At 68.0% G+C, this 21,368-nt stretch carries 19 protein-coding genes; 5 read left to right on the top strand and 14 right to left on the bottom strand.

What is annotated here, in order from left to right:
* Window positions 1–101: 101 nt before the first annotated feature.
* Window positions 102–1,148 carry an ABC transporter substrate-binding protein gene (locus AC1RQF_RS15035; RefSeq protein WP_273996510.1) on the bottom strand — a complete coding sequence of 349 codons (1,047 nt, stop codon included), beginning with the start codon at window positions 1,146–1,148 and terminating at the stop codon, window positions 102–104.
* Window positions 1,149–1,215: 67 nt separating this feature from the next.
* Window positions 1,216–2,304 carry an ABC transporter ATP-binding protein gene (locus tag AC1RQF_RS15030; RefSeq protein ID WP_273996511.1) on the bottom strand — a complete coding sequence of 363 codons (1,089 nt, stop codon included), beginning with the start codon at window positions 2,302–2,304 and terminating at the stop codon, window positions 1,216–1,218.
* A 107-nt stretch (window positions 2,305–2,411) separates the two neighbouring features.
* Between AC1RQF_RS15030 and pdxR the strand changes: the two genes are divergently transcribed.
* Complete coding sequence (gene pdxR / locus AC1RQF_RS15025; protein WP_273996512.1) at window positions 2,412–3,932, top strand: MocR-like pyridoxine biosynthesis transcription factor PdxR; 1,521 nt, start codon at window positions 2,412–2,414, stop codon at window positions 3,930–3,932.
* A gap of 3 nt (window positions 3,933–3,935) precedes the next feature.
* Here pdxR and AC1RQF_RS15020 read toward each other — a convergent pair whose 3' ends face one another.
* From AC1RQF_RS15020 to AC1RQF_RS15000, 5 genes are all read right to left on the bottom strand, one after another.
* Window positions 3,936–4,970: a lipase secretion chaperone gene (locus AC1RQF_RS15020; protein ID WP_273996513.1), complete on the bottom strand. Its 1,035-nt coding sequence runs from the start codon at window positions 4,968–4,970 to the stop codon at window positions 3,936–3,938.
* A gap of 3 nt (window positions 4,971–4,973) precedes the next feature.
* Complete coding sequence (locus tag AC1RQF_RS15015; protein ID WP_273996514.1) at window positions 4,974–6,065, bottom strand: esterase/lipase family protein; 1,092 nt, start codon at window positions 6,063–6,065, stop codon at window positions 4,974–4,976.
* Between the two features lie 237 nt (window positions 6,066–6,302).
* Window positions 6,303–8,459, bottom strand: coding sequence for a TonB-dependent copper receptor (locus AC1RQF_RS15010; protein WP_492872360.1), 2,157 nt, complete (start codon window positions 8,457–8,459; stop codon window positions 6,303–6,305).
* An 84-nt stretch (window positions 8,460–8,543) separates the two neighbouring features.
* Window positions 8,544–8,903, bottom strand: coding sequence for a DUF2946 domain-containing protein (locus AC1RQF_RS15005; protein WP_273996516.1), 360 nt, complete (start codon window positions 8,901–8,903; stop codon window positions 8,544–8,546).
* A gap of 138 nt (window positions 8,904–9,041) precedes the next feature.
* On the bottom strand, window positions 9,042–9,578 hold the full coding sequence (locus tag AC1RQF_RS15000; protein WP_273996517.1) for a cytochrome b: 537 nt from the start codon (window positions 9,576–9,578) through the stop codon (window positions 9,042–9,044).
* A 240-nt stretch (window positions 9,579–9,818) separates the two neighbouring features.
* Here AC1RQF_RS15000 and AC1RQF_RS14995 point away from each other — a divergent pair, with 240 nt between their 5' ends.
* Entirely contained in the window at window positions 9,819–10,406 is a 588-nt protein-coding gene (locus AC1RQF_RS14995) for a Pr6Pr family membrane protein (protein WP_492872359.1), read from the top strand.
* A gap of 67 nt (window positions 10,407–10,473) precedes the next feature.
* Here AC1RQF_RS14995 and AC1RQF_RS14990 read toward each other — a convergent pair whose 3' ends face one another.
* The 6 genes from AC1RQF_RS14990 to AC1RQF_RS14965 all read right to left on the bottom strand — a co-directional run bounded on the left by AC1RQF_RS14990 (window position 10,474) and on the right by AC1RQF_RS14965 (window position 16,865).
* Entirely contained in the window at window positions 10,474–11,190 is a 717-nt protein-coding gene (locus tag AC1RQF_RS14990; RefSeq protein WP_492872358.1) for a peptidoglycan DD-metalloendopeptidase family protein, read from the bottom strand.
* A 655-nt stretch (window positions 11,191–11,845) separates the two neighbouring features.
* Window positions 11,846–12,175 carry a DUF4148 domain-containing protein gene (locus AC1RQF_RS14985; protein WP_252985801.1) on the bottom strand — a complete coding sequence of 110 codons (330 nt, stop codon included), beginning with the start codon at window positions 12,173–12,175 and terminating at the stop codon, window positions 11,846–11,848.
* 205 nt (window positions 12,176–12,380) lie between these two features.
* The gene (gene gnd / locus AC1RQF_RS14980; RefSeq protein WP_273996521.1) at window positions 12,381–13,793 is read right to left on the bottom strand and encodes an NADP-dependent phosphogluconate dehydrogenase; all 1,413 of its coding nucleotides are present in this window, start codon (window positions 13,791–13,793) and stop codon (window positions 12,381–12,383) included.
* Between the two features lie 95 nt (window positions 13,794–13,888).
* Window positions 13,889–14,542: a DUF938 domain-containing protein gene (locus AC1RQF_RS14975; protein WP_273996522.1), complete on the bottom strand. Its 654-nt coding sequence runs from the start codon at window positions 14,540–14,542 to the stop codon at window positions 13,889–13,891.
* Window positions 14,539–15,444 carry an NAD-dependent protein deacetylase gene (locus AC1RQF_RS14970; RefSeq protein WP_492872357.1) on the bottom strand — a complete coding sequence of 302 codons (906 nt, stop codon included), beginning with the start codon at window positions 15,442–15,444 and terminating at the stop codon, window positions 14,539–14,541. The genes AC1RQF_RS14975 and AC1RQF_RS14970 overlap by 4 nt, the downstream gene beginning before the upstream one ends.
* Window positions 15,441–16,865, bottom strand: coding sequence for a purine-cytosine permease family protein (locus AC1RQF_RS14965; RefSeq protein WP_492872356.1), 1,425 nt, complete (start codon window positions 16,863–16,865; stop codon window positions 15,441–15,443). The genes AC1RQF_RS14970 and AC1RQF_RS14965 overlap by 4 nt, the downstream gene beginning before the upstream one ends.
* 505 nt (window positions 16,866–17,370) lie before the next feature.
* Between AC1RQF_RS14965 and AC1RQF_RS14960 the strand changes: the two genes are divergently transcribed.
* The 3 genes from AC1RQF_RS14960 to AC1RQF_RS14950 all read left to right on the top strand — a co-directional run bounded on the left by AC1RQF_RS14960 (window position 17,371) and on the right by AC1RQF_RS14950 (window position 20,311).
* Complete coding sequence (locus AC1RQF_RS14960) at window positions 17,371–17,955, top strand: hypothetical protein (RefSeq protein WP_492872355.1); 585 nt, start codon at window positions 17,371–17,373, stop codon at window positions 17,953–17,955.
* Window positions 17,956–18,778: 823 nt separating this feature from the next.
* The gene (locus AC1RQF_RS14955; RefSeq protein WP_273996527.1) at window positions 18,779–19,987 is read left to right on the top strand and encodes a lanthionine synthetase C family protein; all 1,209 of its coding nucleotides are present in this window, start codon (window positions 18,779–18,781) and stop codon (window positions 19,985–19,987) included.
* 60 nt (window positions 19,988–20,047) lie between these two features.
* Window positions 20,048–20,311: a hypothetical protein gene (locus AC1RQF_RS14950; RefSeq protein ID WP_273996528.1), complete on the top strand. Its 264-nt coding sequence runs from the start codon at window positions 20,048–20,050 to the stop codon at window positions 20,309–20,311.
* A 396-nt stretch (window positions 20,312–20,707) separates the two neighbouring features.
* On the opposite strand, the gene AC1RQF_RS14945 is transcribed toward AC1RQF_RS14950, so the two are convergent.
* Window positions 20,708–21,259: a lysis system i-spanin subunit Rz gene (locus tag AC1RQF_RS14945; RefSeq protein WP_273996529.1), complete on the bottom strand. Its 552-nt coding sequence runs from the start codon at window positions 21,257–21,259 to the stop codon at window positions 20,708–20,710.
* Window positions 21,260–21,368: the final 109 nt, after the last annotated feature.

Raw genomic sequence — 21,368 nt, 5'->3', positions numbered from 1 at the left:
GTATCCACTCTCCCCCTCCTGCCGGCGCGAGGCCGGCGACAGCGCGCGGCGCCCCGACGGGCAGCCCGCGCAACCGTTGACCGCGCACGGCGCGGCCGCGCCTACTTGCTCGCCCAGGCCGCGAAGCGCTGCTCGAGTTCGTCGCTGTGATCGGTCCAGAAGCCGATGTCCTGCAGCACCGCATGGCGGCCGTTGGCGGGCGAGTTCGGCAGGTTCGCGAGCGTCTTCGCATCGAGCGCGCGGATCGCCGCGACGTTCGCCGGACCGTAGGCGATGTGCTGCGCATAGGTCTGCTGCGGCTTCGGCGTCAGCGAATAGGCGATGTACTGCTCCGCGAGCGCCTTGTTCGGCGAGCCCTTCGGAATCGCCCAGTAATCGAGGTCGTAGATGCTGCCGCTCCATACGACCTTGAGGTTCTTGCCTTCCTTCTGCGCCGCGTCGATCCGGCCGTTGTACGCGGTCGACATCACCACGTCGCCCGCCACCAGGAACTGCGGCGGCTGCGCGCCCGCCTCCCACCACTGGATGTAGGGCTTCAGCTGGTCGAGCTTCCGGAACGCGCGGTCCTGGCCCGCCTTCGTGCCGAGCACCGCGTAGACGTCCTTCGGCGCGACGCCGTCCGCCATCAGCGCGAATTCGAGGTTGTAGCGCGCGCCCTTGCGCATGCCGCGCTTGCCCGGGAATTTCTTCACGTCCCAGAAATCGGCCCAGCCCGCGGGCGCGCCCTTCAGGCGGTCGGCGTTGTAGGCGAGCGCGGTGGACCAGACGAAGAAGCCGACCCCGCAGGTTTGCGGCGACTCGGGAATCAGGTCCGCTTTCTTCGCGATCCGGGCCCAGTCGAGCTTCTCGTAGAGCCCCTCGTCGCAGCCGCGATTCAGGTCGCCCGACTCGACCTCGACGACGTCCCAGTTCACGTGCTTCGCCTCGACCATCGCCTTCACCTTGGCCTGCTCGCCGTTGTACTCGACGGCCGTGACCCGGTTGCCGGTGGCTTGCTCGAACGGCTGGTTGAACGCGGCTTTCTGCGCATCGCCGTTCGCGCCGCCGAAGTTGACGACGGTCAGTTCGGCGGCGAACGCGGACGCGCCGCACGTGGCGAGCGCGAGCGCGACGGCCGCGCGGCGCGGCGCGAAGAATGCAGGCTTCATGGTGACTCCTCTGAGGACGGGTGACCGCGGGATGAATCGTGCGAGTGCGGCGAAAGCGCCCACGCGCCTACGCGAATACGCGCAGGTGTTCGGGCGCGAAGGCGAGCGCGACGGGCGCGCCCGGTGAAAAATCGTCGAGCGCGACGGCGCCGAGCGGCACCTTGACGACGCACTCGTCCTGCCCCGGCACCGCGCAGCGCATCCGCACGTGGTCGCCGAAATAAATCAGGCCGCGCGCCTCGCCGCTCAGCGCGTTATCGCGCGCGGAGCCGGCCGGCGCGATGCGCATCCGCTCGGGCCGGATGCACGCGACGGCGGGCGCGCCCGCGCGCACCGCGCCGACCGGGCTGCCGACGAGCCGCGTGCCGTCGTCGAGCTGCAGTTCGCAGCGTTCGCCGTCGACGCGCGCGACCGTGCCGCGCAGGCGGTTGCTGTCGCCGACGAAATTCGCGACGAACGCGTTGCACGGCGTCTCGTACAACCGATCGACGGTGTCGAGCTGCTGCACGACGCCCTTGTCGAACACCGCGACGCGATCCGACATCGTCAGCGCCTCGCCCTGGTCATGCGTCACGTACACGAAGGTCAGCCCGAGCTTTTCGTGCAGCGCCTTCAGTTCGTACTGCATGTGTTCGCGCAGTTGCTTGTCGAGCGCGCCGAGCGGCTCGTCCATCAGCACGAGCTTGGGCGCGAACACGAGCGCGCGCGCGAGCGCGATGCGCTGCTGCTGGCCGCCCGACAGCTGGGCCGGATGGCGCTTCGCGAACCGCTCCATCTGCACCATCCGCAGCGCGTCCGCGACGCGCGCCGCGCGCTCGGGCGCGGGCACCCGGCGCACCGCGAGCGGATAGGCGACGTTCTGCTCCACGCTCAGGTGCGGAAACAGCGCGTAGTTCTGGAACACCATGCCGATCTCGCGCTTGTGCGGCGGCACCCGGTTGAGCAACGCGCCGTCGAGGCGGATCTCGCCGCCCGTCGGGTATTCGAATCCCGCGAGCATCATCAGGCAGGTGGTCTTGCCGGAGCCGGACGGCCCGAGCAGGGTCAGGAATTCCCCACGGCGAATGTCGAGGTCGAGCGCCTTGACGACCAGCGTCTCGCCGTCGTAAGTCTTGCGCACGCCGCGAAAGCTGACGATCACATCATCGGTGGACATCGTGACTTCCCCTCTTCGTGCGCGGAACATTTTTGCGTTGCGTTTCACTATAAGACGGGCACGGTTCTACAATAGGGAGCCATTTCAATATTCCCGGTAGAACCACTTTGGACACCGTGATCCTTTCCGACTGGCTGACCACGCGGCTGGAACGCGGGTCCGCCGAACCGATGTACCGGCAGCTGCTGCGGCTGATGCAGCAGGCGATCCTGACGGGCGAGCTGGCTCCGGGCACCAAGCTGCCCAGCTCGCGCACGCTCGCGACCGATCTTGCGATCGCGCGCAACACGGTGCTGCACGTCTACGATCAGCTGACGGCCGAAGGCTACGTGCTGACCACGACGGGCAGCGGCACCTACGTCGCCGACACCCGCCCCGACGCCGCCGCGCTGCACGCGCCGGATGCCGCGCCGCCGCATCCCGACGATGCGCGCGCACGGCCCGGCGCGCGCGGCGGACTGTCGACGCGCGGCCGGCGGCTGATCGAGCACGCCGGGGTGTCGAGGCGGCAATGGGGCGCCTTCATGCCGGGCGTACCGGACGTCGCGGAATTCCCCGCGCGGACCTGGAGCCGGCTGCAGGCGCGGCTGTGGAAGGAAGCGAACCCGGACCTGCTGACCTACGCGCCCGGCGGCGGCTACCGGCCGCTGCGGCGCGCGCTGTCCGACTACCTGCGGGTCGCGCGCTCGGTCAAGTGCTCGCCCGACCAGGTGATCATCACGACCGGCATCCATCAGTCGATCGATCTCGCGGTGCGCCTGCTCGCCGACGTCGGCGACCGCGCGTGGGTGGAGGAGCCCTGCTACTGGGGCGCGCGCAGCGTGCTGCAGGCGGCCGGGCTGCACCTGTCGCCGGTGCCGGTCGACCAGGAGGGCCTCGCGCCGCGCGCGCACGACATGCAGGCGCCGCCGCGCCTCGCGCTCGTCACGCCGTCGCACCAGTACCCGCTCGGCATGGTGATGAGCCTCGCGCGGCGACGCATGCTGCTCGAATACGCGCGCCAGCACCAGTGCTGGATCATCGAGGACGACTACGACAGCGAATTCCGCTACGGCAGCCGTCCGCTCGCGTCACTGCAGGGGCTCGACGACGCCGGGCGCGTGATCTATGTCGGCAGTCTCGGCAAGATGCTGTTCCCCGGGCTGCGGCTCGGCTACATGGTCGTGCCCGAGCATCTCGTCGAGACCTTCCGGATCGGACTGTCCGAGCTGTATCGCGAGGGACAGCTGATGCAGCAGGCCGTGCTCGCCGAATTCATCCTGGACGGCCACCTGACCTCGCATGTCCGGCGCATGCGCGCGCTGTACGGCGAGCGTCGCCAATTGCTGATCGACGCGATCCGCGCGCGCTACGGCGAGGTGCTGCCGGTGATGGGAGACGAGGCGGGACTGCATCTGGTGCTGGGGCTGCCCGACCGCTGCGACGATCGACAGGTCACGCAGGCCGCGTTCGACGCGGGCGTGATCGTGCGGCCGCTGACCATCTACTACAGCCAGGCGGAGACCGCGCGCGCGGGGCTGCTGCTCGGGTACGCCTGCGTGCCGCACGCGCGCATCGCACCCGCGTTCGACACGCTCGCGCGCATCATCGACACCCACCTGATCCACACCTCGCCGCGCGCTGCCTGAAGCTCACTGCGCACGCGGCCCCGCGTCGCCGCCGCGATCGAGCGACGCCGCGCGCAGCGCTTCGCCCGGCTCGGTAAAGTAACGCTGCCGCAACTGCGCGAGCTGGGCGTCGCGGTCCTGCGGCGACAAGCCTTGCGCATCGAGCTGCGCGCGCGCCGCCGCGTAGTCGCGGTACTTCGCCTGCCATGCATCGTCGTCGCGCTGCATCTGCGCGACCCGCTCGGCCGCGGCCGGCCCGAGCGTCTGCGCGAGCTGCGCGCGCAATTCGTCGGGCGACGCGCCCGACTGCTGCAGGCGCGCGATCTGGCCGATCGCATCCTGCTGCTGCTTGATGCGCGCCTGCTCCGCGCGCTGCGCGGGCGACAGTTCCTGGTCGAGCGCCGCGAGGCGCGCCGTCTTCTGCGCCGGCGTGAGGTTCGGGTCCTGCGCGATCTTCAGGCGCGCGAGATCGTGGCGCTGCTGTTGCTGTTCCGCACCGAAGAACGGTTCGCTCCAGTCGCCCAGCGTGCGGCTCGCGAGCGACGCGCGCGCGTCGAGCGCGAGCCGCATCGCCCCCGTATCGAGCTTGTCCGGCACCCCGCCGCCATCGGGCAGGCGCGCCAGCTCGGCGAGATAACGGCCGTAGCGCTGCCATACGTCGAGCGCCTCCTGTTGCGCGGGCGAACCGTCGAGCTGCGCGGCGATCTCGCGCTTCACGAGCGCGTCGAGCTCCGCTGCCGTCAGGTCGCTCTGCGCGGCCAGACAATAGTCGAAGAAATCGCGCACGGCCCGCGACTTCGCCAGATGGCCTTGCGCGTCGAGCGGCAGGCGCGGCGCGCTGGAGCCCGCGAGCGACGCCGGCAGCGCGCCGGCCCCGCTCGCGCCGACGGCGGCGGCCGGCGGCGCGGACGCCGCCGCAACCACGTCGGACGCGGGCGTCGCCACCTGCGCGGGCGCCCGCGGCGCTGCCGCGAAATACCAGACCGCGCCCGCCGCGACGAGCCCCGCCACGCCATACAGCGCGCCCCGGCGCGCGGTCCCGCGACGATCACCCGGCATCGTTCACACGCCCTGGTTCTTGAGACGATTCGCGTGCGTGCGGATCACCGCGACCGGGTCCTCCGCATACGCGCCACGCACCCCGAGCAACTGGTTGATCTCGTCGAGGTGGTTCCACTTGTAGCTCGTGCTGAGCACCTGCCCGTACAGCGAGCTGCAACGCGACACCACGCCGTCGTTGGCGCCCGAGCCGCGGTTGACCATCACGGTGCCGGTGCCGAGCAGCGCGAGCGTCGACGGATCGGCGACGTTCGCCGGATCGACGAGCGGAATCGTGCTGGTATCGGTTGCGCCCGTCACGCCGAGCACCGAGAAGGTCGGCTGGATCGCGGTGCCGCCCCACGAATACAGCAGGTGGGTGTTGCCGCCGACGTTCTCGGTTGCCGCGCCGGTCTGGCAGGAGCCGGGCGCACCGAGGCCCACGCTCGGATAACTTTGATTGAAGCTCGCAGCCTGCGTGGTGGTCAGCGTCTGGAGCGCGGCGAGCGCGTCCTGGTTGGTGTTGTGCGTGCTGCTCGTCAGAATGCCGAACACATTGACGAAGGCCGCGAGCACCGTCGACGAGATGCCGGTCGGATCGACCTTGAGCAGGTTCTGCACGAAGTCGGCGAATTCGGAGCCGCGATGCGGCGTGCCGATCGTCGTGACCGATGCGACCAGTTGAGGCGCGACCGCCGCGACATAGCGCGACGTCAGGCCGCCCTGGCTGTGGCCGACCAGATTGACCTTGGTCGCGCCGGTGGCCGCGAGCACCTGCTTCACGTAGGCGAGCAGCTGTTCGCCGCGCCCGTTCGGGCCATCGTCGCTCTGGAAGCCGGACAGGTTCGCCACGTAGACGGTCGCGCCGTGCGATTGCAGGTCTTCCTGGATGCCATACCAATACGGGAGGACGCCCACGTACTTGTCGGTGCCCGTCAAGCCGTGCACGAGGATGATCGGGTAACGCGTCGCCGCGTAGTTGTCCGTCGCCGTCGCCGCCACCGCCGCCTGCGGCGCCGCCAGCGACAGCAATGCCGTGATCCCTGCCGCCGGCGCCGCGCTCATCGCACACGCCATCACACCCGCCACCACCCTCGAACGCATCGATCTGGCCATCTTCGTCTCCTTATGTGTAGGGATGTTGCCCTGTACGGCGCGCCCGGATGCGTTGCTTGACAGAGTTTGACGATTAAAACGAACGCCCGTGCGCCGACTGACGGAGTGAAGCACACCTAATGATCATTTGTCGCGTTTAGAACGGGATTTCTAATACTCTTGACGACGTGGACGGCGCCCGGCGGGGCGCCGTCCACCATGACGCATGCTGCGCCGCGGCGTCAGCCTGCGCGATCGTCACATGCGGGTGCTCAGGCGCACCCATGCGATGCGCCCGGGCTCCATCACCGGCGCGTTGGCCGGATAACCGAAGCCCGCGTTGCCGGCCAGGTTCAGGTGCTCCGCATAAGCCTTGTCGAGCACGTTGTCGATGCCGATCGACAGTTGCGCCGCCTTGTTGATCCGATACTGCGCATGCAGCGACAGCACGCCGAAGCCGGCGCTCGGCCCGAAGTCCCGGCCCACCACGTTGCCCTCGTTCAGGGCATAGCGACGCTGCGGCGCAACAACGCGCCACAGGCCGCCTGCCGACCATGCGCCGCGCGTGTACTCGGCGGCGAAGCGCGCCTCGAGCGGCGGCATCTGCGGCAGCGGGTCACCGCTCGTCGCATTGCGGCCCCACGCGTAGGCGAGCGAGGTCTCGAAGCGCCACGGCGCGACCGGCCGCCACGACGCGCCCAGTTCGCCGCCCATGACCTGCGCGTTGACGTTGGTCGCGCGGCTGGTCGGGCCCATCATGCCCGCCGCGTAGTCGAACAGGATGAAGTCCTGCACATAGCCCGCGTACGCGGATACCCAGGTGTCGAGCCGATCGCCCTTGTATTGCGCGCCGACGTCGAGCTGGGTCGTCCGCTCCGGCTTGATCGCCGAGAACGCGTTCACGCTCCCGGCCGGGCCGCGCTTGGCCGAGAACAGTTCCCAGTAATCCGGGAAGCGCTCGGTATGGCCGACGCCCGCATACCAGGTGACGGGCAGCGCGGCGAGATCGCGCTCGTAGCGGATGAAGCCGCTCGGCAGCACGCGCGTGCGATCGTCGTCGAAGGTCGGATTGGCCATCGTCATCTTCATGCCGCTCATCGCCGCGCGCTTGTCGCGCGCGCTCGCGTAGTCGAGCCGCGCGCCGCCGATCACGCGCGAACGCTCGTCGGCATACCACGTCAGTTCGCCGAACGCGCCCAGGTTCCACATGTTCGCCTGCGGATTCCACGGCTTGTCGCCGTAGTTCTGCCGCCCCATCGCGCCGCGCGAGTCGAGCCGGTTCGACTGCGCATCGACGCCGGTCACGAGCTTGAAATCGTCCGCGAAGCGCAGCGTCGCGGCCACCCGCCCGCCCAGCGTGCGCCGCCGCACCTCCGAGGCCATCCGCATCGGCATGCTGCTGGTCGGATCCGGACTGCGCAGCGTGTAGTTGTCCATCACGTGATCGGCTTCGTTGTAGAAGACCTGCGCCTCGATGCGCTCGAGCACCTTGCCGATATGCTTTTTCTCGAAGCGCAGGCCGAAGGTCTCGCGTCGGAAGTGCGCGCCGTCCATGCCGCGCCCCGCGTAGCGCGCGTAGCCGTCGCCCGTGCCCGCCGTTAATTCGAGGCGGGTATTGTCGTCGGGCGTCCAGCCGAGCGCCGCGTCGGCGTTCCACTTGTCCCATTGCGACGGCACCGTATCGCCGTTGCCGTCCTTGTAGTCCTGCGAATGCGCGTGATTGGCCGTGACCCGGCCGTAGAAATCGGGCGTGCCCGCGGTGACGTCGAGGTTCTGGTCGTTGCGCCCGAACGAGCCGCCCACCAGGCTGCCGTCGAACCGCATGCCGGGCGCCTTGAAGCGCGGCGTCACGCGCTCGAACAACACCGTGCCCGCCGATGCGCCGGGACCGTACAGCACGGTCTGCGGGCCCTTGACCACGGTCACCTTGTCGTAGCTTTCCGGCGCGATGTAGGACGTCGGCGCATCCATGCGGCCGGGACACGCGCCCAGCATCGACATGCCGTTCGCGACCACGTTCAGCCGCGATCCGAACATGCCGCGCAGCACGAGATCGCCGTTGGTGCCGCCGCTGCGGATCGCGGCGAAGCCCGGGATGGTCTTCAGATAGTCCGCGCCGTCGCTCGCGGGCAAGGGCTGGCGCGGCGTCTTCGGATCAGTGACGACCACGAGCGGCGTCACGTCGGGCGACGCGACCACCTCGATGGTGGGCGACACGGGTGCTTCGACGAGCGGCGCGTCGGCGTGCACATGCGCGGCCGGCGCGGGCGCGGCCGGCGGGACTTGCGCGGCGGCCGGCGCGGCGTGGAAGGCGCCTGCGGCGAGCGCCGGCATCGTCGCGCCGAGCAGTCGGCGATAACGGCGCGAAGCGGTCGCGCCAGCCGTGCGCGTACCGCGCGAGGATTTGATAGACATGAATCGACACCCAAAAGTATCCCCGCCGCGCGATGCGTGCATCGAACGGATACGGGGCTGCATGAACGAAAAACGGGAAACGTGTCAGGCAGTTTCGGGTGGCGCACGCGCCTGGGCGCGCCGATAGGCGAATTCGCGCGGTACGACGCCGGCGGGGTTCGCCAGCACGCCGCCGGCCGGTAGCGATGCCGCGCGCGCGCCCGGCGTCGCCCCGCCCAGCGCGGGGGTGTGCGCGAAGAATGCGCAATAGCCGCACGCATCGAGATGCAGCGCATGATGCGCGCCCATCGGGGCGGGCTCGCCTTCGTGCCCGGTGCCGCAGACCACCGCGTCGGGCAGCGCATGCGCGCGCAGGCTCGCCTGCGAGACGAGCGGCGCGACGACCGCGAGCCAGATCGCCAGCATGCCGAGCCAGACGGTCAGTTTGCGAAAGCGATACGGCATCGGCGGCGGCTAATGGAGGGAAGGTGTAAAGCAGCCGGAATGGTACAGAAAGGATGCGCCGCTGCACAGGGCCCGGGCGCGCGCCGCGCGACATGGTTGCCGGGACAACCAAGTCGCGCGGGCGTGGCGGCCGGGGAACTAGAACGTCATGCGACGCAAGGTCGCATCGCGCTTGATGAAGTGATGCCAGAGCGCCGCGAGCGCGTGCAGGCCGATCACGTAGTAGAACAGGTTGCCGATGAACAGATGGGCGGCCTTGGCCGCCGGCCGCAGCGCGGGGTTCGGCTCGAACAGCGTCAGCGACGCGTTGATCCATACGAGCGGCACCGGCTTGCCGCCCAGGTTGACGAACAGGATGCCGAGCAGTGGCTGAACGAGGATGAACAGGTAGAGCGCGACGTGCACGAGCCGCGACAGCCAGATGAGCGGCGCGGGCTGCGGCAGCGGCGCGGGCGCGCGGCTCGCGAAGCGCCACAGGACGCGCAGTATCGACAGCCCGAGCACGAGCATCCCGGCGCAGAAATGCACGTTGGTCCAGAACGTGCGGCTGTCGCTGCCCTTCGGCCCGCGGATCTCGATCGCGAGATAGGCGAGCGCGACCAGCAGCACGATGGCCCAGTGAAAGAAGATGGCAGGCGGGGTGTAGCGCTGAGGCTTCGCAAGGATCGGCTTCATGGCGGGCTCGTGGTGCGTATGGGGGAATGGGCAACCGGCGGCGTGGCCGGACCTCGGCCCCGATTGTAGCGAGCCCGCGCGCCGGATTCGCATGGATTCGTCAGATTTTGCGCAGCTTGCGCGCCGCCCTGCGCGCCGCCCGCCGAAAATCGCCGCGAGGCCCTGACGGATGCGCTATTCTCGACAAGTCAGCCTGCCCGTCGCGCGGCCCCGCCCTCTCGATCGCCCCATGGAAGCCGCATGAACAAGACCACCTTCGTCACCGCCTACCGGGTGCTGGCCGGGGCTCTGATCCTGTCCGCGACCGGCTACAGCATCGCACTGAAATGGGGCTTCCCCACCTTCAGCCTCAGCAACTTCTTCAGCTATTTCACCCAGCTCAGCAACCTGTACGCCGCCGCCGTGCTGCTGGCGGGGCTGTGGTTCGCGCGCCGTCCGCCCGCGCCGTTCTACGAATCCGCGCGCGGCGCGGCGGTGCTGTACATGTCGATCACCGGCATCGTCTACGAAGTGCTGCTCGCGCACGCCGACTCGCTCGTGCATGGCACGCCAACCTACAGCAACTGGATCCTGCACCGGATCATGCCGGTCGCGCTGCTGCTCGACTGGCTCTACCTCGCGCCCCGCACCCGGCTCGACTGGACCCACATGCTGCGCTGGCTCGCGTTCCCGATCGCCTATCTCGTCTATACGCTGGTGCGCGGGCCGCTCGTCGACTGGTATCCGTATCCGTTCGTCGATCCGCGCCCTCACGGCTACCTGAACGTCGCCGCGCACTGTGGCGCGATCACGATCGGCGGCATCGCGTTCGCCGCGCTGGTGGTCTGACTCGGCAACCGGCCGCGCGGCGCGCGGGCGATCCGCATCGGCGGCGCCTAGCGCCCGGCCGCCGCGCTCAGCCGCCGTTGCGCGGCAGGAAGCCGAGCGGATCCACCGGCTTGCCGTTCTGGCGCACCTCGAATTCGAAGCTCGCGCGGCCGCCGGCATCCGTGGCCATTTCCGCGACCGGCTGCCCGGCGCTCACGGCGTCGCCTTCGTTGACGAGCAGTTTGCCCGCATGGCCGTAGGCGGTGATGAGGCCGTTCTCGTGCTTCACGATCACGAGCGGCCCATAGGCCGCGACGCCCGTGCCCGCATAGACCACGCGCCCGGCCGCGGCTGCGCGCACGGTCCGGTCGCCGCCGCGTGCGGTGATCACGATGCCCTGGTTCTTGCCGCCGGCGAAGCCCGACGTGACCGCGCCCTGCGCAGGCCAGGCCAGCGCCGCCGGCGCGGATGGCGCGGGCGCGGGCGCGAGCGACGTGATCGCGGGCGGCGGCGCGACCCGCAGCACCTGGCCGGGCGCGACCATGTCCGTCACCGCGAGATGATTCCAGTACGCGACATCCTGCGGACGCTGGCCGAACGCGGTGGCGATGCCGCCCAGCGTATCGCCGGGGTTCACGCGGTAGTAGCCGGCCATCACGCCGGAGGCGGATGACGGCGACGGCGTCGCGCGCGCGGCAGGCTGCCACGAATCGGTCCAGGGCGTCATCGTGCAGCCGGCCGCCAGCACCATGCCCGCCGCCGCAGCCAGCATGCACGCGACGCGGCCCGCGTCCTGATAGGTCATGAAGCGCGTTTTTATCAAGCAAACCTCCGTTGGTTTCCGATCGGCGCGGTCGCCGCGCGTCGCACCGGTTCGCCACAGCGGCGTCCTCTGGGACCCCGGAAAGCGCACGAGGTTTCCCGCGCACGCCTCGCGCCGCCGGGATGGCCGCTGTCCGGCGGCTCGGGTTCGCGGCCGACGCATCTCGCGTCGCCGGGCGCGGCGCCCTGGATCGGCGCCACGAAATCGACCCGCCACGGCTCGGCCGTGCACAACGACAGCCGCGGGGTGAGCGTGACCGACGCCCGGAGGCGTAACGACAACCCTGGCCCCATGCCCGACGGATGGTACTCGCTGAAACGGGATTACGGAACACGGCGACGCAGTCGCCCCGGTGCCAGCGGCAACCTTCTTGTCTCGAACGCTATCCGCGCGACGGCGCGTGCGTTGTCATTCCGTCAACGGGAACGCATGCGACGGAAACCCGTGAAACGGTCGCAGGCGCGCCGACGCAATCCGCCTTTCGCCGCGACGACCAACGTGCCGTTCGTGCCCGGACGGATGCACCCAAGCAAACAGCCCACGGCTCCGTCGTACGGAACCGTGGGCTGCTCGGGGTGACGTCAGGCTGGTGTCGCGTCAGGCGTGAGCGCCTGGTGCGACCGTACCGCGCGGTCAATCAGTGACCCTTGTAAACCGGCGCGCCGTCGGCGATACGCTTCACCTTGGCCGGTGCGCCTGCTTCGGCGGCGGCGGCGGGCTGTGCGCCATAACCGCTGGTATCGGCGTTCGCCACGCTTTGTTGCGGGTGGATGCGGGCTTCCGCGGCCTGGATTTCGGTCGGGTAGTTCACCCGGTCGTTGCTCGGGTTGTAGCCGGCCGCGCGCAGTTGCGTCAGTTCAGCCTGCACCTGGGCGCGGGTCACCGGGCCATTCGCTTGTTGAGCGAACGAAACGGCGGGGACAGCGAAGACAGCAGCGGTAGCGACAGCAGCGATAAGCGATTTCATGATCAAACCTCCGTGACCTTCTTGTTCGCCGCACACACCATTGTCTGCAGCGATTGACTACAGTCTAGCCATCCGGTCACCTAGGGAAAACCATGTATCGACGAAAACTCTGTTTCCTCGGCGATAACAATCGAAGATCCATTCGCCCAAAACCCTACTAATAGAATAGATACTTGCAACAATTACCGCCGAGCGCCATGCCGTGTTACGACCAGTTCGCGTGGAAGCTGCCCGGCTTGTCGGTGCGCTCGAACGTGTGCGCGCCGAAGAAATCGCGCTGCGCCTGCACCAGGTTCGCGGGCAGGCGGGCCGAACGATAGCTGTCGAAGTACGCGATCGCCGACGCGAACGCCGGCACCGGCACGCCGGCCTTCACCGCGGCGATCACCACGTCGCGCAGCGCGGACTGGTAGTTGGCGGCGATGTCCTGGAAGTACGGATCGAGCAGCAGATTCGCCAATCCCGGCGCCTTCACGTACGCGTCGGTGATTTTTTGCAGGAACCGCGCACGGATAATGCAGCCTGCGCGGAAGATCTTCGCGATCGTCCCGAGATCCAGGCTCCAGCCGTATTCCTTCGAGGCCGTGTCGAGCTGCGCGAAACCTTGCGCGTACGAAATCACCTTGCTGAAGTACAGCGCGCGGCGCACCGCCTCGACGAATGCCGCGCGGTCGCCCTCGATGGGCGCGGGCGCCGGGCCGCTCAGCACCTTGCTCGCCGCGACGCGCTGCTCCTTCAGCGACGACAGCACGCGCGCGAACACCGATTCCGTGATCAGCGGCAGCGGCACGCCGAGATCGAGCGCGTTCTGGCTCGTCCACTTGCCGGTGCCCTTCTGCGCGGCGCGGTCGAGAATCACGTCGACCAGATGCTGGCCCGTCTCGTCGTCCTTCTTGGCGAAGATCTTCGCGGTGATCTCCATCAGGTAGCTGTCCAGCTCGCCCTGATTCCAGTCGGTGTACACCCGGCCCAGTTCCTCGTTCGTCAGCCCCGCGACCTGCTTGAGCACCGCGTAGCTCTCGGCGATCAGCTGCATGTCGCCGTACTCGATGCCGTTGTGAACCATCTTCACGTAGTGGCCCGCGCCGTCCGGGCCCATATAGGCGACGCAGGGCTCGCCGTCCGCCGGCGCCTTCGCGGCGATCTGCTTGAGGATCGGCTCGACGAGATCGTAGGCGTCGCGCTGGCCGCCCGGCATGATAGACGGGCCGTGCAACGCGCCCTCCTCGCCGCCCGACACGCCGGTGCCGATGAAATGCAGGCCCGATTGCGCCAGCTCCTGGTTGCGGCGAACGGTGTCGGTGAAATGCGTGTTGCCGCCGTCGATCAGCACGTCGCCCTTCGCGAGCAGCGGCTTGAGCGCCGCGATGGTCGCGTCGGTCGCGGCGCCCGCCTTCACCATCATCAGGATCCGACGCGGCGTTTCGAGCGATGCGACGAACTCCTCGAGCGAGTACGTCGGGACGAGCTTGCGGTCGGGAAATTCGGCGATCAGTTCATCGGTCTTCTCGCGGCTGCGGTTGTAGACCGACACCGCATAACCCCGGCTCTCGATATTCAAGGCCAGATTGCGACCCATCACCGCCAGTCCGACCACACCGATTGCTTGCTTGCCCATTATTCAATTCTCCGGATAAAAACAGGGCGCGACCCACTCGAGCCGCGCGCACAGGCGAAAGGATAAGGGAAACTGCGGAGCAGCGCTGCTTTGGGTCACGCGCCGCGGTGCGCCGGCAGCCGCCGGAATACCACGCAGAAGTTGTTCGCGGGCATCGGAATGGCCGCGTCGAACGCGAAGCCGGCCGCGTCGCCGAGCGCGACGACCGCTTCCAGATCGCGCACGCCCCAGGCCGGATCGCGCTCGCGCAACTGCGCGTCGAAGGCCGCGTTGGAGGGCGCCGTATGCGCGCCCGCGCGCCGGAACGGGCCGTACAGCACCAGCGGGGCGCCCGCGCCGGGCAGCACGCGCGCCGCGCCCGCGAACAGGCCCTCGGCCGCGCGCCACGGCGCGATATGGATCATGTTGCAGCACACGAGCGCGTCCGCGGACGCGAGCGGCCACGACGTCTCGCACACGTCGAGCGCGAGCGGCGCGCGCAGGTTCGACAGCGCCGCCTGCGCCGCCCATGCGGCAACCGACGCGCGCGCGGCCGGATCCGCATCGCTGGGCTGCCAGGCGAGCGTCGGCAGCGCGGCGGCGAAATGCACCGCGTGCTGCCCCGTGCCGCTCGCTATTTCGAGCACGGTGCCATGCGCGGGCAGGATCTCGCGCAGCACCGCGAGGATCGGCTCGCGATTGCGCTCGGCGGCGGGCGACCACTGCCGCGCCGCATCGCCGCCGGCGGGAAGATGAGGGGCGGTCGTCATGGATTCTCCGTGTCGTCGTTCAGCGCCGCGCCGATGCGCTCGGCCAGCGCGGCGAGCATCGCACCGCATGGGGCGTCGACCTTCAGCGCCAGCAGCGGATCGGCACGCGTGCGCCCGAGGTTGAGCGCCGCGATCGGCTTGCGCTGCTGTTCGGCCCAGACGCAGAAGCGATAGCCGGAATACACCATCAGCGACGATCCGACGACCAGCATCGCATCGGCCGACGCGAGCGCATCGGCCGCGGCCGTCACGCGCTCGCGCGGCACGCTTTCGCCGAAAAACACCACGGCGGGCTTCAGCATGCCGCCGCATCGCGTACACGCCGGCACATGGAACGTGTCGAGCGCCGCCCATTCGAGGTGCGCGTCGCCGTCGGCGGCGGGTTCGGCCTCCGCCTCCAGCAGCGCCGGATTGTCGGCTTCCAGTTTCAGCTGGATCGCTGCCCGCGCGTGGTGCGCGCCGCAGGCGAGACAGGTCACGCCGTCGATTCCGCCGTGCAGCTCGATCACGTCGCGGCTGCCCGCGCGTTGATGCAGGCCATCGACGTTCTGCGTGACGAGCCGCGCGATCCGCCCGGTGTCGGCGAGCGCCGCCAGCGCGCGATGCGAGGCATTCGGCCGCGCACGGCCGACCACCGGCCAGCCCAGCATGCTGCGCGCCCAATAGCGCCGCCGCGCGTGTTCGGAGCCGAGAAATTCCTGCAGCTGGATCGGTTGCGAGCGCATCCATCGGCCTTCGCCGTCGCGATAGCCGGGAATGCCGGATTCGGTGCTGATGCCCGCGCCACTCAGCACGAACAGGCGCGGATGACGCTCGACGAACGCATGCAGCGCGTCGAGCGACTCGGCATCGGGGACGGCGCGCGCCGCATCGGCGACGCGCGGTAAAGCAGGATCGGTCATGGCAACGAGGGTTCGTCCGGCAGGATCAGCCGCTCCGGAACGTGCGCGGCCTTCCTGCGTGCCGCCACATAATACAGAAGCCCGGGCACGACGAGGCCGATGATCCACGAGATATCGGTGCCGCCCAGACGCTCGACGAGCGCGCCGGTGTAGAAATGCGTCGACAGGAACGGCATCTGCACCAGCACGCCGATCACGTAGATCGCCACCCCGGGCACGTTCCAGCGCCCATAGCGTCCATTCGGATCGTACAGCGCCGGCACGTCGTAGCGCTCCTTCGTCACGCAGTAGAAATCAACCAGGTTGATCGCGCTCCACGGCGTGAAGAACGCGAGCAGGAACAGGATGAACGCGGAAAACTCCTTGAGGAACGCATGGCGGCCCGCGAGCGCGAGCCATGCGACCGCCACCACCATCGTCAGCACATAGGCCATGCGCGCGCGCAGCGAGATCTGGTTGCGGCCGGAGAAGCCCGTCGCGATCGTCGCGATCGACATCACGCTGCCGTACGCGTTGAGCGTCGTGATCGTCAGCTTGCCGAACGCGATCGCGAAATAAAGCGCGGCCGCCGCCGCGCCGCTCGCGCCGAGGCTCACGATGAAGCGCACCTCATGGCCGGCGAACTGCTGCCCGGCGAGCGCCGCCGCGAAGACGCCGAACACCATCGACGCCTGCGCGCCGAGCACCGAGCCGAGCCCGACCGCCCAGAACGTGCGGCGCGGGGGCGTCGTGCGCGGCAGGTAGCGCGAATAATCGGCGACGTAGGGGCCGTAGGCGATCTGCCACGACGCGGACAGCGACACCGCGAGCAGGAAGTTCGGCAGCGTGAACGCGCGGATCGCAAGCAGCGCGCCGATATCGTGACCGGACAGCAGGCGCGTGAACATGTAGACGAACGCCACGACGCCGACCAGGCTCGACACGCGGCCGAGCGCATGGATCATCCGATAGCCGAACACCGCGAGCACCACGACGACCGAGATGAACGCGAGAATGCCCGCCGCGTCGTCGATGCCGAACAGCTGGGCAAGCGCCTGCCCCGCGAGCACGGTGCCGCTCGCGGAGAAGCCGACGTACATCAGGCACACCAGCACGAGCGGGATCACCGCGCCGTACACGCCGAACTGCACGCGGCTCGAGATCATCTGCGGCAGGCCGAGCTGCGGCCCCTGCGCGCCGTGCAGCGCCATCACCGCGCCGCCCAGCATCTGGCCCAATGCAAGGCCGATCAGCGACCAGAACACATCGCCGCCCAAGACGACCGCGAGCGCGCCCGTGACGATCGCCGTGATCTGAAGATTCGCGCCGAGCCACAGCGTGAACTGGCTCGACAGCCTGCCATGACGCTCGTGGTCCGGAATGTAATCGATGGTGCGGCGCTCGCGCAGCGGGCGGCGGGTCGGAGCGGGAGAATTGGGCATGGCGTCGAGTGGGTAGTGGCAACGGTTCCGGACACCACCCTAATCGCGTCAAATTGTATAGACAACCGAAATGACGTCCGGGTTTACGCTCGTGGTTGGTTCAGCCCCGACACGAGGGCGACTGCGCATGCGCGCCGGATCGCAACCCGCATGGATTCTCAAAAAATTGTGGCAATGCAGCCGACTGGCACGCCGAATGACAGGCGCTTCGGTCAGCGAGGAACGGGCGACGCGTTCGGAACATACGGACTTCGCGATGCGGCGAATGGGAAATGCATGTGCCTCATATAAGTGCCGACAGCATGCAAATCCGCCCGCGGGGAAGCCATCGCGAAGTCAACAAATGTTAGCGAAGCCTGTAGCCGGCAAGGTGCGTCTATACTCCGGCATCGCCGTGACGCGATGCACATATCAAATATTATTTCCCTGACGAATTTCGTTCCGTTGCAGTTGCGCAAGCGCACTGACGCTGGGCATATGCCCGAATACGCGCGAGATGCCGCGAGTGGAAATCCTTATATCGATGCAATTTATTATGCGTAAAGCAAAACACTTTCTGATGATCGGGTTTGCGATGTTCGTTGCAAGCTCAAGTGTCGCCTGGGCTTTTTCGCCGCTGTCCAAAAGCGAGGCCGGGCGAGTCGTCAAAAATTTCTGCGGGAAAATTGTCACTGCGAAATCAGCAATGGATTCCGCTGATCCGCCTGGAATCTATCGACAGGTCCTGACCTCGGAAGCAGCGGATCTATACAGTCGCGCAGTGGCCAGAAGCGCAGCGGTACAGGCTGCGACTGGTGGCAAACCCGAAATGGGAGACCAAGTCTGGACAAGCGTATCCGATGCAGCGTCCACCTGCTTGTTGGGATCGGTTTCCGGCACGCGGAGTCATCCTGAAGTCGAGATCCGTTATGTCTTGGTTGGCGATACCAGGCCAAGCGTGACCAATGTGCTCGTTTTAAAGAAAGAGCTCGGCGAGTGGAAAATCGATGACATCCGCTACGACAATAGTGGCACGTCGGGGCTGCGGTACAGGCTGGTACGGGCGATTTCAGAGCCGATATCCGTGTCACGGCAACCAATGAAGCAATAAGATCGGAACCTTACCGGGTACGTCTTAGAACAGGTGCGTCTCCTGCATACGCTGCGAATTCGGGGCGGCAGATCACGCCGTCTCGGCTTCGATGGAAGCCATGCGATACGAAGTTGCACCTTCAGCGGTGACGCGATCGACTACAGGGCCGAGGTCGGTGGCATACAGGATCGCAACAGTCAGTGGTCGGCGATCAGATAGGACTGAAAACATATATTCGGCCCGCGATACGCCGGTGGTGTGCCGGCGTTCATTCCGTCTGGCCGGCATGGACACACAGACACTTTCGCATTTAATTGCGAAGGAAATATCCGGGCCTGACGGAGACGACGTCCGATCGCCGTGGGTTCGCAACGCCCTGCGATCAGGGCCGCCAGCTATTCCTACCTTGCCCTGAAACCACACATTTCGGCGCCGCCGGCCCACCTTCCGCATTGCACGACCATGCCATCCGTCCGTGCCGATTTGCCCAGGCGAGTCATGCCGGATTTCGTTTGACATGATCCCTCTATTTCTTTTTCGATTCGCAAACGATTTCCTCTATTTATCGCCTTTGACACCGACTGTATCGCCGCTATACTTCGCCACGCATCCCTTCCTCGTGCCAAAGGATTTGATGCCAGAAGGCCCCGGTCGCAAAAGCGGTCGGGGCCTTCGCCCTGTGGCCGCGTGACTGCGCGGCGCATCGCGCGGCGCGCCGACCATGCAGGCCCCGCGATCCGCCCGATACGGATTCGGACGCGCGCCGCGATGCGCGTTCGCCCGGCCGCGAATCCGCGCTAGCATGACGCTTTCGCCACCGCGCCCCACCGACGAGCCATCCGTGCTGTTCGACCCCGCCCGCCACGAACCGCTGATCGACGCCGCCTGGGATCCGACAGCGGCCATCGACCTGATCCGGCACATCGTCGCCGATACCGAGGCGCGCTTCGACGCGCAAGCCTATTGGCCCGTCCATCCGCTCGACGCGGATCCGGGCGACGATACGCCCAGCCTCACGCCGCTCTATCACGGCGCATGCGGAACGAGTTGGGCGCTCGGCCATTTCGCCGCGCGGGGCATCGGCGCGACCCGCGCGACCGAGGGCGCACATCTCGCGACACTGCTCGCGCGCAATCGCACCTGGCTTTCAGCCGAACCCGACGCACCGGCGGCGTCGTACCTGATGGGCGACACGCCGATTCTGATGCTCGAGTACGCGCACCGCCCCCGCCCTGAACTCGCGGACCAGCTGGCGGTGCTGATCGCATCGAATCACGCGCATCCCACGCGCGAACTGATGTGGGGTGCGCCCGGCACGCTGCTCGCGGCGCGCTTCCTGCATGCGCGCACCGGCGAAGCGCGCTGGGCCGAACTGTTCAGGCAAGGGGCGGACGCGCTGTGGGATGTGCTGCAATGGTGCCCCGAACACGCGTGCCATTACTGGGTGCACGAGTTGTATGGACGCCGCGCGAGCTATCTCGGCGGTGCGCATGGCTTCGTCGCGACGGCCGTACCGCTGATCGCCGGACGCCGTCTGCTGGGCGACGAGCGCTGGCGGCGCTGGGAAGCCTGCATCGTGAACACCGTGCAGCGCGCGGCGCGCATCGAGGACGGGCACGCGAACTGGCCCGTCCGCCTTCACGCGCAGCCGGGTGCGGCAACGCCCTGGATGATGCAGTTCTGCCACGGCGCGCCGGGATTCGTGATCTGCCTCGCCCGGATGCCCGGCGATGCGCTCGATCCGCTGCTGCAGGCCGCGGGTGAAGCGATCTGGGCGGCCGGACCGCTGACGAAGGGCTCGAATCTGTGCCACGGCACGGGCGGCAACGGCTATGCGTTTCTCGCGCTTCATCGGCGAACGGGCGATCCGATGTGGCTGGCGCGTGCGCGCGCCTTCGCGATGCACGGGATCGCGCAGACCCGCGCGGCCGAGCGCAAGTATGGTCAGTTGCGCTACGCATTATGGACGGGCGACCCCGGCTTCGCCGTCTATCTGTGGGATTGCCTGCACGGCACCGCGTCGTTTCCGACGCTCGACGTGTTCTGGTAAAGGGCCGCGCGATGCCGCACTCTCAGCAGCGGGCCGGCGATTGGAGTTAGACTATTTCGCATGGACACATGCCGTTACTGCAACAAGATTCGCGACGAATGGGACTGCCATGGCGAAGCCTGCCGGCGCGCGATCGCCCGCGCGGTCGAACGGCAGCGCGCGGGGCTGCCGATGGTGCCGCAGGTCATCCGCAACGAAGTCCCTCCCAACGCCACCACCACCGAGGTGATCGTCGTATTGTCGCGCCAACGGCTGCGCGCGCGGCGCGGCAACGAGGAACGACGGGAGCGGAAGGAAGCGGAGGATGGCGGGATGGAGCGCTGATCCCTGCGCCGGGGCCCGACCGTGAAATAGGTTCCAAATGGGCCCCGCACGAGCGGCCGGCGCCGCCGCGCCGAAAAAAAACTCCGTCATCGAAGTACATGACGGAGTCAGCAGTGCAAGGCACGAGGATTGTGTAACCTTGCGAGGTGCATGGTCAGGGAGGCGGGCTGTGCCCGCAATGCCTCCGGCGGGGATATGTAGGCCAGCACACATATCGTCGCTGCGCAGGTGCCGCCCACCCGCCGAAATCGCCTGGCATCGCCCCTCGGCCGCGCCCTGTTCAGGCCGTCCGGATGACATCGGGGAATTCAGGCCTCGCCCGCACAAACAAGGCCGTCGGCATGGGCGATACACACATCCGTGTGCGCACCATGCTCGCGGTGTTGCGCCGCGACATCAGCGGCATCCCGGCGTGTCCGCACGAATGGCGCAGACATATCCCTGCAGCGCCCTCAGTTTGTCGATCTGTTCGTCGTCGTCGCCGGCGACCCCGAAAACGCGCTCCGCAACCGTTCGGTCGAGGTCAGCGTAGGCGGCGGTGTCATCGCCCATGCCGGCGGCGCCGGCAGCGCGACTGCCGGGCACGCCGTCGCGAGCGGTTGAGCAGGCCGAGACGGCGATGCGCAACCGCTCAGCGCCAGTATCGAGCCCAGCACGATAGTTCCGATTGTCGAGTTCATGGGTCATGCGTTCCTGCGTGAGTTGCGCATCGACGGTCGCGACTTGCTTCGCGGCGGCGTCTCGCGCTGTGACCGCGCGCTGCTCGTTGATCAGCGCGGCCTGATTGAGCGTATTCAGCTCGCTTGCGTGACGACGCGCGTCGTCGGCGCGCGCCGCCTGTTCCTGCGCCAGCCGGCGCGCGCCGCTCTGATGCGCGAGCCCCGCGCCGAGCGCCGCGCCGAGACAGGCGACAAGCAGGTAGCGCCAGATAGGCGCGAGAAGGTTCATGGGGGAGCCAGGATGGTGAAGGAAGGGGGTGCGCGCACGCCGTCGATTTCGTGCGGCGCGCGTTCATTGCGCCGAGCCGGGCAATGGGTATCCGCTCGAATAGCGGCAG

This window comes from Burkholderia sp. GW821-FHT14F03, assembly GCF_058803765.1.
This window is presented reverse-complemented; position numbering and strand designations above follow the sequence as displayed.

Coding starts and splice junctions, on each gene's coding strand:
- AC1RQF_RS15035 (WP_273996510.1), bottom strand. CDS start 1,148: ATGAAGCCTGCATTCTTCGCGCCGCGCCGCGCGGCCGTCGCGCTCGCG.
- AC1RQF_RS15030 (WP_273996511.1), bottom strand. CDS start 2,304: ATGTCCACCGATGATGTGATCGTCAGCTTTCGCGGCGTGCGCAAGACT.
- AC1RQF_RS15020 (WP_273996513.1), bottom strand. CDS start 4,970: ATGCCGGGTGATCGTCGCGGGACCGCGCGCCGGGGCGCGCTGTATGGC.
- AC1RQF_RS15015 (WP_273996514.1), bottom strand. CDS start 6,065: ATGGCCAGATCGATGCGTTCGAGGGTGGTGGCGGGTGTGATGGCGTGT.
- AC1RQF_RS15010 (WP_492872360.1), bottom strand. CDS start 8,459: ATGTCTATCAAATCCTCGCGCGGTACGCGCACGGCTGGCGCGACCGCT.
- AC1RQF_RS15005 (WP_273996516.1), bottom strand. CDS start 8,903: ATGCCGTATCGCTTTCGCAAACTGACCGTCTGGCTCGGCATGCTGGCG.
- AC1RQF_RS15000 (WP_273996517.1), bottom strand. CDS start 9,578: ATGAAGCCGATCCTTGCGAAGCCTCAGCGCTACACCCCGCCTGCCATC.
- AC1RQF_RS14995 (WP_492872359.1), top strand. CDS start 9,819: ATGAACAAGACCACCTTCGTCACCGCCTACCGGGTGCTGGCCGGGGCT.
- AC1RQF_RS14990 (WP_492872358.1), bottom strand. CDS start 11,190: ATGACCTATCAGGACGCGGGCCGCGTCGCGTGCATGCTGGCTGCGGCG.
- AC1RQF_RS14985 (WP_252985801.1), bottom strand. CDS start 12,175: ATGAAATCGCTTATCGCTGCTGTCGCTACCGCTGCTGTCTTCGCTGTC.
- gnd (WP_273996521.1), bottom strand. CDS start 13,793: ATGGGCAAGCAAGCAATCGGTGTGGTCGGACTGGCGGTGATGGGTCGC.
- AC1RQF_RS14975 (WP_273996522.1), bottom strand. CDS start 14,542: ATGACGACCGCCCCTCATCTTCCCGCCGGCGGCGATGCGGCGCGGCAG.
- AC1RQF_RS14970 (WP_492872357.1), bottom strand. CDS start 15,444: ATGACCGATCCTGCTTTACCGCGCGTCGCCGATGCGGCGCGCGCCGTC.
- AC1RQF_RS14965 (WP_492872356.1), bottom strand. CDS start 16,865: ATGCCCAATTCTCCCGCTCCGACCCGCCGCCCGCTGCGCGAGCGCCGC.
- AC1RQF_RS14950 (WP_273996528.1), top strand. CDS start 20,048: ATGGACACATGCCGTTACTGCAACAAGATTCGCGACGAATGGGACTGC.
- AC1RQF_RS14945 (WP_273996529.1), bottom strand. CDS start 21,259: ATGAACCTTCTCGCGCCTATCTGGCGCTACCTGCTTGTCGCCTGTCTC.